This is a genomic window from Paenibacillus sp. LK1, from assembly GCF_002750415.1.
GTDB classification, from domain to species: domain Bacteria; phylum Bacillota; class Bacilli; order Paenibacillales; family Paenibacillaceae; genus Paenibacillus; species Paenibacillus taichungensis.
On sequence record NZ_PEII01000002.1, the window covers coordinates 670,879 to 686,573 of the forward strand.

Annotated in this window: 9 protein-coding genes; 1 reads left to right on the forward strand and 8 read right to left on the reverse strand. The window is 44.5% G+C overall.

Translation table 11 applies throughout. The features are described 5' to 3' along the window. Nucleotides 1–25: 25 nt before the first annotated feature. From CS562_RS06600 to CS562_RS06620, 5 genes are all read right to left on the reverse strand, one after another. Nucleotides 26–1,795, reverse strand: coding sequence for an ABC transporter ATP-binding protein (locus tag CS562_RS06600; protein WP_099854466.1), 1,770 nt, complete (start codon nucleotides 1,793–1,795; stop codon nucleotides 26–28). Then, nucleotides 1,792–3,537 (reverse strand): ABC transporter ATP-binding protein, encoded by a 1,746-nt coding sequence (locus tag CS562_RS06605; protein WP_099854468.1) that lies wholly within the window; start codon nucleotides 3,535–3,537, stop codon nucleotides 1,792–1,794. Before CS562_RS06605 ends, CS562_RS06600 begins: the two co-directional genes overlap by 4 nt. Nucleotides 3,538–3,673: 136 nt before the next feature. Further along, a complete protein-coding gene (locus tag CS562_RS06610) occupies nucleotides 3,674–4,405 on the reverse strand; it encodes a Stf0 family sulfotransferase (protein ID WP_099854470.1) in 732 nt (243 codons plus the stop codon). Nucleotides 4,406–4,850: 445 nt separating this feature from the next. Continuing rightward, the gene (locus CS562_RS06615; protein ID WP_099854473.1) at nucleotides 4,851–5,675 is read right to left on the reverse strand and encodes a stalk domain-containing protein; all 825 of its coding nucleotides are present in this window, start codon (nucleotides 5,673–5,675) and stop codon (nucleotides 4,851–4,853) included. A 115-nt stretch (nucleotides 5,676–5,790) separates the two neighbouring features. Continuing rightward, nucleotides 5,791–7,026 (reverse strand): MDR family MFS transporter, encoded by a 1,236-nt coding sequence (locus CS562_RS06620; protein WP_076291129.1) that lies wholly within the window; start codon nucleotides 7,024–7,026, stop codon nucleotides 5,791–5,793. A gap of 148 nt (nucleotides 7,027–7,174) precedes the next feature. On the opposite strand from CS562_RS06620, the gene CS562_RS06625 reads away from it, so the two are divergent. Beyond that, nucleotides 7,175–8,941, forward strand: coding sequence for an ABC transporter substrate-binding protein (locus CS562_RS06625; protein ID WP_099854478.1), 1,767 nt, complete (start codon nucleotides 7,175–7,177; stop codon nucleotides 8,939–8,941). A 105-nt stretch (nucleotides 8,942–9,046) separates the two neighbouring features. Here CS562_RS06625 and CS562_RS06630 read toward each other — a convergent pair whose 3' ends face one another. From CS562_RS06630 to CS562_RS06640, 3 genes are all read right to left on the reverse strand, one after another. Continuing rightward, entirely contained in the window at nucleotides 9,047–11,686 is a 2,640-nt protein-coding gene (locus CS562_RS06630) for a PAS domain S-box protein (RefSeq protein ID WP_076291127.1), read from the reverse strand. Between the two features lie 202 nt (nucleotides 11,687–11,888). Then, complete coding sequence (locus CS562_RS06635) at nucleotides 11,889–14,273, reverse strand: polyprenyl synthetase family protein (RefSeq protein ID WP_099854480.1); 2,385 nt, start codon at nucleotides 14,271–14,273, stop codon at nucleotides 11,889–11,891. 189 nt (nucleotides 14,274–14,462) lie between these two features. After that, the gene (locus tag CS562_RS06640; RefSeq protein ID WP_099854482.1) at nucleotides 14,463–15,260 is read right to left on the reverse strand and encodes a sulfite exporter TauE/SafE family protein; all 798 of its coding nucleotides are present in this window, start codon (nucleotides 15,258–15,260) and stop codon (nucleotides 14,463–14,465) included. Nucleotides 15,261–15,695 lie beyond the last annotated feature (435 nt).

The window sequence follows — 15,695 nt, forward strand, 5'->3', positions numbered from 1 at the left end:
TTTGTTATAAATCGTATATCTTATCCTATCCCACTTTAACCGGTGTTTGCTCACCTTGCCAAAGTAGCTGCATCTCTTCATTAGTAGCAAGCAAATCTGATAAGCTGCCCTCGGCCTCAATTCGTCCATCCTTCATGACGATGATATGATCTGCCTTCGCAAGTGCTGCTCTTCGATGAGATACCGCAATACATGTGACATCTGGCTCCTCGAATAAACCTTCCCAGACCTGTTGCTCGGTTTCCACATCCAGCGCACTGGACAGATCATCGAAGATGAAAAGGTCTGCTTCCGTCATCAGCATACGTCCGGTAGCCGCGCGCTGAATTTGACCGCCTGACAGCATGACACCTCTTGGACCTACGGACGTTTCGAGTCCTTGATCCAGGTTTTGAATATCCTTATCCATAACAGCCAATCGAATGGCTTTTGCAAGTGCGACTTCCGTACGACCCTGTTTGCCCTGAACAATATTCTCTTTCAGCGTATCACTGAACAATCGAGGTACTTGCGGCGTATATGCTGCTCTAGGCGGCATCAGAAAGGTAGCGGGATCGACATCTTTGCCATTCCAGCGAATCGTACCCTCCTGTTTGGGCAGCAGTCCCAGAAGTGTGCGGACCAGAGTCGACTTGCCAGAACCGATCCGTCCAGTGATGACCAGAAATTGTCCCCGCTGCACACGGAAGCTGATATCCTCTATTCCATTTGCAGAATGAGGATATTGGTACGCCAGATTGCTGATTTCCAGCTCTCTTAGCTTCTCTTTGGGATCTCTCTGTTCATTAGGTAGCTCAGGCGGATCTTCATTCAGATACGTCTCTCTGAAATCCATGATCCGGTCTTCCTCCCCAGGACGAAACAGGGTTCGCATGCGGTCAAAAGATACTTTGAGCCGTTTATGCTGGAATACCATATAGCCAAACAATGAAATGCTAAAGCCAATATTGGCAAGATAACTGGTGAACAAGGCAAAATTACCTACGGTGAAATTGCCGGATTTCATCTCGGCCGCACACATCAGGAGAATGAGACCTGTACAGATACTGAGCACATGCTGATTAAGTGATCTCATCCACTGTTTGAACAGATTATCCCGGAGTGCAGCTTGACGACGTTCTTCATTGAGTTTGTTAAAGCGAGTAGAGACATGCTCTTCTGCCTGCCCAAGTTTCAGTGCCTGCACAGCCCCAAAGGTTTCAGCAATGAAACTGGTGATTCGTCCTGTCGACTCACGATTGACCTGTGCATATCGACGAGCCCGATTACCAGACAAGTTATTCAGCAACGTTACGATTACCAGTGGCAACACAGCTACCAAAGTGATTTTCCAATTAATGTTCGCCATGATGACGATGGATACAATAGCGAACACGAGCCTTCCCCAAAAATCCACCCAGGATTCTACGTACTCAACTACTTCATCCACATCATCCCGAAAGCGACTCATCGCCTCCCCCGGTGAAGCCGGCAGATTACGTCCTGGCCAGCGCATAATCCCAGCGAGCATATTGGTACGCAGAATGGCTTGAATATGGTAAATGTACGTGATCCATGCATAGAATGCGGCAAAAAACGTCCCTACTCTTACCGCTCTGATCAAAGCAATGAAGATCAGCGGAGCTGCCAGCCACATATAATCACTGGAACCCGTCGTTGCCCGGTCAAAGAACCACTGCATCCCGATCCCTATTGCCAGCGGCAAAGAATGGAATATGCACCATGACAATCCGTTGATCAAAAATAGAAAAGGCCTGAATCGAAATAAACGGCCTATGAATCCTGTTACATTCACGCCAATTCCTCCTCTCGCCCTGTAATCAGCAATCTGGCATAATGTGACGCCGGATCGCTGGCGAGCTCTTCTCTGGCTCCGAATTCCAGTACCTTGCCATCACCCAGTACCATAATCTGATCGACCTTCTCCAGAGTAGCCAGGCGATGTGCAATAATAATTCCCGTACATTGCTTCATTAACTGATCAATGGCAGACTGAAGCATGCTCTCTGTAGCAGCATCCAGCCGTGAGGAAGGCTCATCGAGAATAACCAGACTTGGTTCAGTCAGAAATACTCGCGTCAAGGCAAACAATTGAGCTTCCCCAGCGGACAATGAAGAACCACCTGCCTTCAGATGGGTGTCCAACCCTGCCGGTTGTGATTCAATCCAATGACTTAATCCAAGTCGATCCGTTGTCTCCTTAATGATCTGATCCGAGACATCCTGATTGAACAGCGTTAAATTGTCTCGCAACGTACCGTCGAACAGCTGTACATCCTGAGTAACCATACCAACCCTGCGGTAAAGTGCAGGCAAGGTAAGCTCTGTAATATCTTTGCCACCCACACGAATTGTTCCGCTATCCAGATTGTACAGGCGCAGAAGTACCCGACTGAGACTTGATTTTCCGCTACCGGTACGACCGATAATGCCAAGTCGTTCGCCAGGTTTAATGGCAAAGTTAATATTCTGCAATACAGGTTTATCTTCGTTATAACTGAAGTTCACCTGTTTGAATTCCAGACCAAGCGGCCCTTCTGGCAGCTGATCTTCTCTTCCGTTCTCGATCTCGCTGCGTAAAGACAACAGTTCTCTTGATCGAAGCATACCTGATTTCGCCTTCTGAAACTCTTGAACCTGATCGCCCAGCATCTCAATCGGATCATTAAGCATCTGTGTGTATTGATATATCAGAAACAGGGTTCCGATGCTGATGATGCCTTGCATGTAATAATGAACACCGAGCAGAAGTACTGCCGTGACTGCAAGTGCGAACAGAATGACCGTCGTATTCCATGGAATTACCCGAAGCAGCCAGGCTTTCCTTCCTTTTTGAAATACAACACGCATCGTACGATAAAAGCGATTCATCACATACGGGACATGCCCGTTCGCTTGAACATCTTCAATTCCCGCAATACGCTCTTCAATTAATCCGAACAAGGATGCACTCGCTTCCCGCTCATTTTTGGAAGAGTTTACTCCTAGGTTCCGAATGAACACCATAAATAGAATCGATAATAATGTAAACACCGTCATGACGATCGCAATCGGTACGTTTACAGTGAACATAAATCCGAGAATTCCGGCAAGCAAGACAAAGCTCCCCACCACCTGCACAATGAACATCGCGAAGAAGTTGGAGATACTCGTCACATCACCATCCACCCGTTCTATCATCTCTCCCGGCGTCTTCACATTATGAAACCGCATATCCAGACGCAGACAATGCTTCAGGAGATCTCCCCGTAACCGGTTCGTTGCTCGCCAGGCCACATCATTCCCCAGATAACTCACGGCTACTGTAATCAATTGATTTACGACGGCAACAATTAGAAACAATCCGGCAAGCTGGATCAGGTTAGAAAGGATTCCCCCACTTGCCGCTGTATCAATGAATCGTTTGATAATCTGTGGATTCAGGAGCTGCAGCCCTGTTGACGTTAGCAACATCACCATAAGTATGGCCAATCGGCCTTTGACTGGTTTTAGATATTGCAGCAGCCAGGACATGGAGCGTTTCTCTGTTTTGGGCATAACCCCTCACCCCTTCGTATAACAATTCTTTTCATTGTGGTGATTCAAAGCATTTTGCTCCCTCACTAAGATGAATCATACATAACAACAATAAATGCAACATTTCCAACTCGTGGATGAATCTTACCAATTGTGTTTACCATTTGACATTCTCCCAATCCCTCTGGCATTCTTCCCGAAATCTTTGCACCCATTGTTCAGAAATCTCGTCTGCGATCGGGTCAAAGAAAGGGGGCGAAACGGTCACACCGTCAGTTTGAACATCCAAAAACGCTAGCACTTTCATGACGGTCCCTTCGTAATCCTGTATAAAATCCTCATAAACAATTGTCAACGGCACAATACCTGACTCGGACAGGAATTCTTCAATTGCTGCTTCGCACATATTACTCTCCACAAGCAGATGTTTAATCGCATCAAAGTTATATTGATCTGCAATATCTTGTAACTGAGGGCTGTCTCCGTGCTTGCGGTGCCATTCACCCGAGACAATGGCTCTCCACCATGACACAGCCAATCTGACTTTGTTGCGACGCGTCATGTAAATATGCTTGGTGCAATTAGGGAAGCCCGTACTCCATACCTCAGCCCGCGATAACGTTGTTGGCAGACTATAGAGACTTCGGAATGCGTCAATCCATCGTTGTTCAAAATTAATTTTGATTCCGAATACTCCGTTCGATGTTGTTCCCTGATCCCAGATCTGCTCCAGATCTTCACGCTTTAATGTGTCTGGGCTCTTATGCTGATAATGCAGCCACTCGCTCGGATATCCTGCCACACCCGTAGAACTTAAGGCTTCACCCAGCAGAGTACTGCCGGTTCGTTGGGAAAACCAAATGGTATAACTTTGATTAGGTCGTTTCATATCGTTGCCTCTCTTTCTCCCCTTGGGGTGATTTCCCGCCAAAAAGTACTACAACATCTCCCTTCTATGTGCAACAAATTGGGTGAAATGCATGCAAAAAAGCCATAGATGAACTAATGTCATCTACAGCTTGTAACAATAAGAGAATCATATGAAATAAGAAGCGTTTCCGGATTTCTCCTCTGCACGCAATAATGATGAGCGTCCACGACAGGGGTGCACAAACATGACTGTCTAAACGCCAACACAAAAAAACATTGGTTAAGTCACTTGCTCATGCGTATTCAGTTATCGATTCAGAATGCGCCCTGTCTGGAACATGTTCATCTTAACCACCCGTCACACATATTTGTTGTTTATTGTATTCGCTCTACTGTAATCCGTCAAGATAATATTAACTCAATTGTTATTTCCTTCATGCCACTGAACATCTTATGCGGCGATTTCAACGATCATAACCCAGATAGGGAATTTCTCTGAGATTAAACATTAACTGATTCACTTTCCATACACCATTACGGTAAACAAGTTCAATATTTCGATCATTTACATAATGAGAATCACCCGTTAATGTATTTCCGATTACGAACGATTGGGATAATGTCGCTGTTGTACTGCTTGTATAATAAACGGAAGTCTCTGGAGCATCATATACCATCCAATCACTTACTAGATCCTGTCTCTTGAGAATAAATTGGATTAAATCTTCAGTGAAATAAGGCTTGAAATACGTACTGACCTGCTTGATCTGAGACAAGCCTGAAATTTCATTCAATTTCTCTGACAAAACATTTATTCGTCCCTTTGTTATTTTCACAGAATCAGGTATTTGGATGGTCTCCTCTTGCATACTTACAATCATGTTTTGTTTATTCAAGTCGATGGTTGCCTGTTTAGTTTGTGGATTCCACTCTAGCTTGGCTCCTAACGTTTGGCTGACAAATCGCAGCGGAACATATGCTGTATTTCCAATTATTTCAACAGGAGAATCCATTTTGATTATCTGTTCATTCACTCTCGCATTTTTAAAGTTAACCACAAGCCAAATTTCTTTTTCATCCGTTTTAATTCGAATGCTCTTCCCATCCTTATACCACGTTACATCTGCCTCCAAGTTGCTGGACACAACCCTCAAAGGAATTAGCACCCGGTTATTGGACAATACGCCAGTCCCAATCTCGAGTGTGGCATTCTCAGCTAAACTCGGCGTTGAAAACGCGGCAAACATAGCACACGCCAGCAATGTTAGAGTGAACTTTTTAAATATCATTTGGAACCTCCATGATGTTTAACTAATTAAACGTTGGTTTCTCATTGAAAGTTACCTTTCTCAAAAAAAGTTAAAAAGCTGTTGCCTAAGTGCCATGCAACTGGCATCACTTAAGCTAGGCACTCACTTGTATGGGTGTGGTCTCCTTCTCCCTGATGACAAGGCGCTTATGCGCTACGATAAGAAAAGGCAGTCCAAGTGCAGTGGTCAGTGCCAGCGGTACAAAAACGAACAGACCATTCCCCGTCCCAAATTGGGTTAATAGGAGCCCTCCAAGAATCGGTGCCATGACGCTCCCCAAGTTATTGAATCCAATCGTGCCAAAGTAGGTCCCTTTCCATTCAGGTTTGGCAATACGGTCAATCAGCATATCCATCATGGTGAACATGAGCACTTCCCCAATGGTGAACAGAATGACACTGATCATCAGCAGCATAACACCTTCAGCTATGCCAAACAGGAACAGACTTGTTGCGACCAGCACGTTTCCAAGTATGAGGGGTACAACCGGCGGGAATTTGCTGGCCACTCGCACAATCGGGAATTGGATTACAAGCACAGTCAACGCATTGAGTGAAAGCATATAGGAAAACACTTGACTTCCATGTTCAAAGAGAGGATTCTGGGCCACATACTGAGCCAAGGTCGAGCTAAAGTGCCCATACCCGAGTACGCAAAACGTAGTTCCGATAAGTACTGGCAAAAATACACGGTCGCGTCCCGTAGTAGCCAGTGCATCTCGTAAACGAGGTGCTGCGACCTGAACATGTTCCGGCAGATTTGCACGCTGCAATCGAAATTGCAGGAACAAAACCAAGCCGTAAACGATATATACCAACCCGGAGATCATGAACGGAAATGTAGACTCCGCTGATCCAAGCTGAAGACCGATAATCGGTCCAAACACGACACCCAAATTAATGGCCGCATATCTGAGGTTGAAGACAAGCAGTTTATTTTGTGGTGGAGTAATATCCGATAGAAGTGCACGTGACGTGGGCTCAAACACGGCGCGGCATAAACCGTTTAACGTATTCGCCACAAAAAATACCCACAGATGCTCAGCTGCTGAAAAAATGAAGAAAACACAGGCCCAGCCAAATACGGAGACCATCATGACCACTTTGCGGCCGATTCGATCGGAAATATAACCTCCATAAAAGCTGACCATAACCCCCGCCAGAGAACTGACCGCGACGGTAATTCCAGTCTGTGTGGGTGTAGCTCCCAGTACCTGAGTCAGATAAATGGATAAAAACGGGATGCTCATGGACGTAACAAGACGTCCAAACATCGTTCCAACAATGATGGTCCAGGCTAAAGGGTGAATTTGACGTAAATGCTGCTTCATGCGTATGGTTCTCCTGTTCTAGATGTTTTTGTCTCAGATGGGCTACCTTTGCCCTATCCCTTTATGTATAATTGTATGGATCAAAGGGGGAAATAAAAGTGTAAGAAAAAATGCGCACATTTCACCTTTTATGAAGGAGCACATTCATATGGATACAGCAACAACCCACTATCTGCGTCTCGCCACAGCAAAAGAACTTTCTCTTCAATTTCATGAAGCGGTTCCGGTAACGATCGAAAGCCTTTCGGCTGCCCTATGCTGCACTCCACGAAACGTGAAGTTTATTCTGCGCAAGCTGGAAGAACAATGCTTTATTCACTGGCAGCCCGGGCGTGGCCGGGGTCATCATTCTGAGATGACATTGCTGCGCAGTGTGAATGAGGCGCTCGAAGAGAGCTTTTTGGAGCTCATGGGCAGAGGCAAAATGAAGGAAGCGATCGAGTTGATTGGCAGCACAGAGAAGAACGACGCTCTCCGGGAGCGGCTGCTGAATTCGTTAAATAAACAGATGGGATTCCACAGTCATGCCGAGAGCTCTTCCGGTCAGGACGTGCTTCGCATGGTAAGGTCACGAAGATTGGCAGAGCTGGACCCTGCTTTTGTGTATACTGCTTTTGAAACCTATCTGCTTGGACAGGTATGCAGCACGCTAATCACCTATGACGCCAAAACAGGAACTTTCCTGCCGGATCTGGCGCATATGTGGGAGTACAACGAGGATCACAGAGTTTGGGTTTTCTATCTGCGCAAAGGTGTGCGATTCCACCATGGTCGGGTAATGACATCCCAAGATGTCCAAGCTACATTAGAGCGCTTGCGCACTGTAGACAGTCCATTCATTTGGCTATACCGGGATATTGAGCGTACCGAAGTTGTCGGGGATTACTGCATTCGTTTTTATCTAAGTCGGCCTAATCGTTTTTTCCTGAACTTGCTTAGTTGTGTCTCAATGACAATTCTCCCCTATGATGTCGATGTAACCCAACAATTAATCGGTACCGGACCTTTTCGGATCAATGAAATAAATGAAACGGTGTTGATCATAAGCGCATTCGATGCCTATTATGGAATCCGTCCTCATCTGGATCGAGTAGATATCTGGTTTGTGCCCAATCTGGGTCCTTATGAACGTCATTATGAGTTACCAGGAACAGACCGACTTAAATTGGCTACAGACGATACGGGGAGCAACAGTGTTGATTATCCAGCAACAGGATGCCGATATATGCTGATTAATTTTCGTAAAGACGGTATTCACCATCAACTGGAATTTCGGCAAGCCATGCGCATTGTTTTCGATCCAGTCGCTTTGGTGAGGGAACTTGGCAGCAATCGAATTACACCGGCAAACAGCTTTCTTCCCTGGAAAAGCGCAGAGCATGCCTGGCGCGAGTCTTCACTTGAGGATGCCCGTGAGCTCCTGTACAGCAGCGGATACCGGGGAGAAAAAATCATACTTGCGTATACTGTAGCTAAAGACCAAAAAGAAGCAGAATGGCTTAAACAGCGCGGAGCCAGCATCGGTTTATGTATTGAGTTGCAACCCTTCGTTGAATTTCCCAATGTGAGAGAAACAAGCGAAGCCGACCTAATTATCGCAGAAGAAGTTTTGGAAGATGACTGGCAATTTGGCATGATTAATTTCTTCATCAACAAACGTAACTATTTTCATATTTGTTTATCACCCGATTTACAGTCCGTATTTTATCAAAAAATGGAGAATTTCCTTCAGCAAAATGAAGAGCAAAGGTCGTCGCTGCTCAATGAAGCAGAGGATTTACTTCGCGATAACTGCTGGATATTGTACGGCTGCCATATGAATAAAAAAGCATTACTTAATCAAAGTCTCTTTGGCCTTCATACCGCTGAGTTTGGGTTCATGGATATCTCCAAACTATGGATCAAAAATCAGTAGTTTAGCATTCTGAGATATGAACATGCAAAAAAAGCCGCTCCCTTATCATCGATAAGGGAGCGGCTCCATTGCCATTCAAAAATCCGTTTCTATGGAATATGGAAATCAATTGTATGCAGTGGGATATTTCTTTATTTTGTAAAACTCCTCCATCACTTGCATAATGGATTCACTTTTAATGGGTTTGCTAACATACGCATCCATTCCAGCCTTCAGACATTTGTCCATATCCCCTCTAACTGCGTTCGCAGTAACTGCAACAATATACGGGCATGCCTCTGGCCGCATTAATTCCTTAATCGCTTTGGTCGCTTCGAATCCGTTCAGCCTAGGCATGTGTACATCCATGAACACAATATCGTACGCACTTCGTTTGACAGCTTCCACTGCCTCTATTCCATCCACTACATAATCGACAAGATGTCCTTTCTTCTCAATCATCCGGCGCAGAACAAGTTGGTTCACCTCATTGTCCTCGGCAATTAGAATTCGAAGTTGATCTGTTTTATTTTTTTTCTGTTGTAGATCATATCTGTTGAATTCCTCCATGTTGCTGGCTTTAAACGATGCTGTAAACATAAATGTGGTCCCCGGATCGTCCGAATCCTCAATCCAGATATCACCCTGCATAAGTTCGACAAGCTTCTTACTGATAGCCAGTCCAAGTCCAGTACCTTGAGGCTTACGCGTCATGAAATTCTCCAATTGGTAGAAGGCTTCGAATAAATGCTTTCTTTTCTCCACTGGAATTCCTATCCCTGTATCCTTCACCTTAAACTGAAATTGAACGTCATTGTATTCTTGTCCGATAACCTTCACCTCGATCTCAATACTGCCTTCCGGGGTGAACTTTACTGCATTACCAATGATGTTGGTTAGGACCTGTTTTAGACGGTAAGCATCCCCAAACAAGGGAACAGGAATGGCGTCATCCAGGCTTAAACGAAGATCCAACTGTTTCTCCCGAATCATTGGTGTTACGATCTTAACCGTCTCTGTCACAATCTCCTTAAGATCAAACGGCTCATCCACCAGATCGGTTTTACCCGACTCTATTTTGGAAAAGTCCAGAATATCATTGATAATCGCAAGCAGTGAATCCCCGCTCTTTTGAATAATCTCAATATATTCCTTTTGTTCTCCGCTAAGTCCAGGCGTATCCAGAAGCAAATCCGTCATCCCAATTACGCCGTTCATGGGTGTACGGATCTCATGACTCATCATTGCCAAAAACTCACTTTTGGCTTTATTCATTCGTTCGGCAGTCTCTTTGGCTACAAGAAGCTTTTTCTGTTCCGTAATATCCTTGGCAATCAGGTAGAACCCTACGTTTTTCTCATTAATAATGATAGGCGCAAGCGTTGCCAAAACTTCTGTCTCAGAACCATTTACGTGCTGAATGGCATTGATTTCTTTTTCAGCCATCTCATACTGGCTATTAAGAATAAGTCCAAGATGATACGGTCCGATAAACCTGCATATACTGGTTCCGATCATTTCCACAACCGGGCATCCGGTCATTTTCATAGCTACCGGGTTGGCATTTATGATATTACCGTCCATATCAAAAGAAATGATGGCATCATGATTATATTTTTTGAGTGAAGTATATCGTTCCACCGATTCCTGAAGTTTGAATTCGACGAGTTTACGCTCTGTAATATCCTGCAAAGTTCCGTTTAACTGTATCGGTTGTTGATCTTCATCAAAGGTAATTAATCCTCGCAGATGAAGGTACTTTTCTTTACCATCAGAGCCCAGATGTCGATATTCAAAATCAAGCGGTTGACCCGTTTTCACCCATTCAATACATGCCTTCAATCGCTGCCCCTCTGTCGGTTCCATGAATGAATAGATATCGCTGGCCTTATACAGCTTGTTTTGATCTAAGCCAAAAATCTCGAATATCTGATCAGACAAGGAAACATGGCCACTCAGCATGTTCCACTCCCAACTGCCGATCATGGCTATCCGTTCAGCTTCTGCACTAATTTCCTCATGTTTCTTTCTCTCCGATATATCTCGACCAATGGCAAGGATTTGTTGTTCTTGCCCAGGCTCCCCGATAACCTTATAGGTGGTTTCAAACCAAAGACGATGTCCATCTTTATGATGAACCTGCATATTCAACATATGACCTGTGCTCAAATCGATCTGGGAGACACGTTCCAGGTCCTGCGGGTGAAAAATAGCGGTATTGTTATTGCCCACCACTTCTTCTGGCGTATAACCAAGCAGATTATAAATGGAAGGAGAACAATAGCGGCAAATACCGTCAAAAGTTGCAATATAGATGATTTCCTGTGCATTATCGGAAATAAGTTTGAACATTTCTTCCGTTTGAAGCAGCTTTAGTTCGGTTGTTTTATGTTCCGTAATATCTACAACGTGGCAGATAAAATACAACGGTTCACCGCTGACCTCGTTCCGAGCCAATGATACATGCATTGATATCCATAAAATATCTCCATTTTTCTGAATATAACGCTTTTCGTACCTGTACTCTTGCGATTTACCTTCACACAGTGCGCTTTCGTACTTCAGATCCTGTGCAAAATCATCGTGATGGGTGATCTCCTGGTAATGAAGATGGATTAATTCTTGAGCTGTATAACCCAGCATACTGCAAAAAGCAGGATTCACTTTCATCCACTGTCCTGTTGGAGCAACAAGTGCAATCCCAATAGGTGCTTGATTATAAATCTGCTCAAACAATTCGTGATGATCGACCTTTTGAACCTGCATCTTAAGCTCTCCTTTTGGTGTATAAACACAATATTTGCTTAATACCCGATTTTTCAATTGTTGAAACATATCATTTCCTAAAAGTTTGTGTCAATAAAGCAAAACAAGGCCTGGATTCTATTTGTATTCGAATCCAGGCAACTTTGTATTATTTCATATTTAACCATGCTGAACATGGGAATGGGATTAGTCAGGGAAGATTTTAACGCTCCCGTCCAATGATGTAATCCAACAAATGTCTCAGAAAAGAAATCGGCTTTGGCATTTCGTTGAGCGCCTCGGTAGCCAGACAATAGTGCTCCCACATCTCTTTCTTCGCGCCATCCTCGCCCAGAATGGATACAAAGGTTGAGCTGTTGTTCCGCACATCCTGTCCTGCCGGCTTACCGAGTACCTGATAATCCCCTTCCAGATCCAGCAGGTCATCCTTAATTTGAAAGGCGATACCTGCATGATACGCAAACTTCTTTAAGGAGGCAATCTCCACTTCCTTCACCTGAGCCAGAATAGCTGGCATCACAAGTGCAGCCTCGAAAGCAATACCCGTTTTGTAGAAACAGATCATGTTCAATTGTTCCAAAGTGAGCGTTTTTCCTTTGGCATTCAGATCCATCGCCTGCCCCATACACATATCCTCTGCTTTTTCAGCGGAATATTGAATCAGGGTAAGCACGGTTGCGGCATCAAACTGATTAAGGGAAGATTGCTCGCCAATGGCCTTTTGGATGAGAAATAATCCTGTCAACTCCGCTGTTGCGCTGTTATGCACCTGATGTAAGGTCGAACGGCCTCGGCGGGTCGAAGCATTATCCTGGGTCGGCAGATCATCAAAGATCAGTGAAGCCGTATGCATGTATTCCAGTGATCTCAGAAGAGGAATGATAGACGATTCATGTAGTCCATATTCACGTACACCCATCACCCAGGTTAGGATCGGCCTTAGCCGTTTTCCATCTCCTTGCAAACTGTAATTCGCTGCATCAATAAGCGTGCCTTTCATCTCCGGAAGTCCACCCGGTTTGGATATCTGTAATTCAATATTGATCTGTTCACGAACCGTACGAATCGTATCCAGAAAATCCTGTTTTTCACGCTTGTCATTCTGCAATTGGAGGATAACTTGATCCCGCAGCAATTTATCCAAGAAATCCACATCATCGGCTTTTCGCACCATTTGCTGAATGAGGCGATTGAATTCCGGTTGTCCGGAGGCAAAGATGTTCATCACTTCATTGTATTGTTCTTGACCCAAACGTTCTCTACAACGCTTTAAACCATTAATAGCCCGATCCAATATAACCTCCCGGGTCTTCGCATCCGAATGGTACACCTCATGAATCAGATAAGAGATAACCGCCCAGTATAGCTCATACGGATTGATCAGATCAGGCCGCAGGTCACGATACTTCAGATAGTAGGTATACGGGGTCACTGCCCCTTCCTCCATATCGTCAAACATATCAGCGAAATCGTCCGCGAGCTGATTATATATGCCATAGTAGAATGTCCGCAGATCAAAACCTTCATCCGCAGATGCACTGAGCACAGAGCGAACAATGAGTCTGGAGGATGAGGATTTAATAATAATCGGAATATAAAGTTCTTCATTGGAATAATTCGCGTTGGACAGTTTCTTGGCCCGATCTATTTCCTGAGACTGAAAGAATACATAGGATTGCTCGAAGAACGTGCGCTGCATCTCAGGGCGCTGGTAGTCCTTGATGTACTCAAACGCATCACGCAGCTCACCATGAACATATTGAATGACTTGAAGATTCGCTCCCTTCCATTCGCCGATATCCGGCACGATCCCTGTGAGAAGCGCATTCCGGATCAAGAGAGAATACTTTTCCTTCTCTTGCGCAGTCAACGCCTGCGAATCCAGCAGGTCATCAATAAATGGATAGGTCAGTCCGTAAGAATAACCAAGCCGAATCGCAGCATCCAGCCTCTCGCAACGTTCTGCCTGGGGAGTCTCATCATTCATATCATCGTTCACATGCAGAACAACGCCAAGAATGATCTTGAGCAGTTTGCGCTGCGCCTGTTCTGCATCCAGTTCTTTGGGGATATTGGAAGCAACATTTTTTAATTTGCTGATGATCCAGATAACAGCCTTTTCCACGTTCTCCTTCTGAGCCCATCGATACAAGGCGGCCAGACTAATATAATCCGGACTTCCCTTGTGATGGGTTGTATTTGAACGTATAAAATACGCTTTGGTATCCTGAGCGACACGCTGAATGCGTGCCTGGGTATCCGAGGAATCCAGTGCTTTGCCCAGATCTCGCATATAAATGTAAGAAATACTGCGATCCAGGTAATCATCCAGTTTGCCTGTAACATTAAGCCAATGGATATATCTATGAGCATCCCGGGAATCCGGTTTTCTTTGACTTGGTGATAAAAAAGATAACCAGGAAAAAGGTTGAATATGTTTCTTTTGCCACAAGTGAATATCTTGTGTAAGTGCAGTGGTATACGTGTTATTCAGAAGTTGTTCTTGAAGAGAAGTAAAATACTGAGCTGCCTTCTGCTCAGCCAGCCGATATCCTGCATCAGCCTGATCTGTGAGTACGTTATTCATAAGATGGATACCTCAACTTCTCATAATGTTAAACATGTATCCATGAAAGGAGTTTGAGGGTGCTCCATGGACGAAAACTGATGTGAATTCATGCAACAACAAATTCGCCAGCTCATGTTCATACCCTTTATACGGCATTCCATCCGTTTGGTTACGAAATCATCATGGACGCTGCAATCCTATGTGGTTTTACAAAATCGAAGACCATACCTTCACTGCTGTAATGGCGATAAGAACCATCAGTCCATACCGAAGCAGTCTCACATTAATCATTGAACTCACTTTGGAACCGAGTGAAGCACCAAGCAGACTCCCGATAACCGTATATATGATGGGCTCAAGCGGAATGTCTCCACCCATAATCTTTCCCACCACCCCACCAATGGCGGAGATGAACACGATCGCAAGCGAAGAAGCAATGGTCGTCCGGGTAGGGATCTTAAGCACGGTGAGCATGATCGGAATCAATATAAAAGCACCACCCGCACCAACAATTCCCGAGACGATTCCCACGGCAAGAGCCGATCCTGCCGCAACATATGTGTTAAATGTCAGCTGTCGAGCCGAGCCTTCTGTTCCCTTACCGGGAATCAGCATAAGTACAATCGCGATAATGGCGAGAATACCATAGATCAGATTGATGACTTCTCCATTCAAATGACCAGATATGAAGCCGCCAATCAGACTGCCGACAAGAATACTGGAGCCCATATAAGCCACCAGACCTTTATGAATAAGAGCTTCACTCTTCTCCCCTTTCCTTGTTCTCCTAATGTAGGCAATCACACCAGCGAGTGAAGCAAAAAACACCTGAAACATGCTGATCGACGACACCTCATGTGCCGAGAATGGTTCCAGCCCCATGAGAGAAGGAATATACAACAACAGCGGGTAATTAATTATGGCTCCACCTATACCCAACAAACCCGAGAAGAAGGAACCGATCAGACCCAGTATAAACATGATGACAAAAAGCAGAGTATCCATCGGTTTTTCTTCCTTTCTTGCGGTGTAAAACAGATGCAAAAAACAGTATACGCAGTTAAAATAATCGGCTATAATAAAAACCAAGTAAATTAATCCGAAATGAGTGATTAAGCATGTTTAACGTGTTGAAGACTCTTTTTGAAAATAAATGCCCACTATGCAACGAAAAATTACAAGTTCACAGTGATGCGTTATGCGCTACAAAAACATGCTCCCAATGTCACTATAAAGAAGAGAGCTATGGCTCTCTCGGTGTGCGTATTGTCTATGACACCACAAAATGATAAAAGACGCATGCCTGCTTATTGTATCATGATCTCTGAACTACCGGGATGACTATATAGAATTATTTTCATAATAAATACTCTTCTTATATGGATTGCAAAAAAAAGGTGCAGAACGATTTATTCGTTCTGCACCTTTTTTTTATTTTTC

Coding starts and splice junctions, on each gene's coding strand:
- CS562_RS06605 (WP_099854468.1), bottom strand. CDS start 3,537: ATGCCCAAAACAGAGAAACGCTCCATGTCCTGGCTGCTGCAATATCTA.
- CS562_RS06610 (WP_099854470.1), bottom strand. CDS start 4,405: ATGAAACGACCTAATCAAAGTTATACCATTTGGTTTTCCCAACGAACC.
- CS562_RS06615 (WP_099854473.1), bottom strand. CDS start 5,675: ATGATATTTAAAAAGTTCACTCTAACATTGCTGGCGTGTGCTATGTTT.
- CS562_RS06620 (WP_076291129.1), bottom strand. CDS start 7,026: ATGAAGCAGCATTTACGTCAAATTCACCCTTTAGCCTGGACCATCATT.
- CS562_RS06625 (WP_099854478.1), top strand. CDS start 7,175: ATGGATACAGCAACAACCCACTATCTGCGTCTCGCCACAGCAAAAGAA.
- CS562_RS06630 (WP_076291127.1), bottom strand. CDS start 11,686: ATGCAGGTTCAAAAGGTCGATCATCACGAATTGTTTGAGCAGATTTAT.
- CS562_RS06635 (WP_099854480.1), bottom strand. CDS start 14,273: ATGAATAACGTACTCACAGATCAGGCTGATGCAGGATATCGGCTGGCT.
- CS562_RS06640 (WP_099854482.1), bottom strand. CDS start 15,260: ATGGATACTCTGCTTTTTGTCATCATGTTTATACTGGGTCTGATCGGT.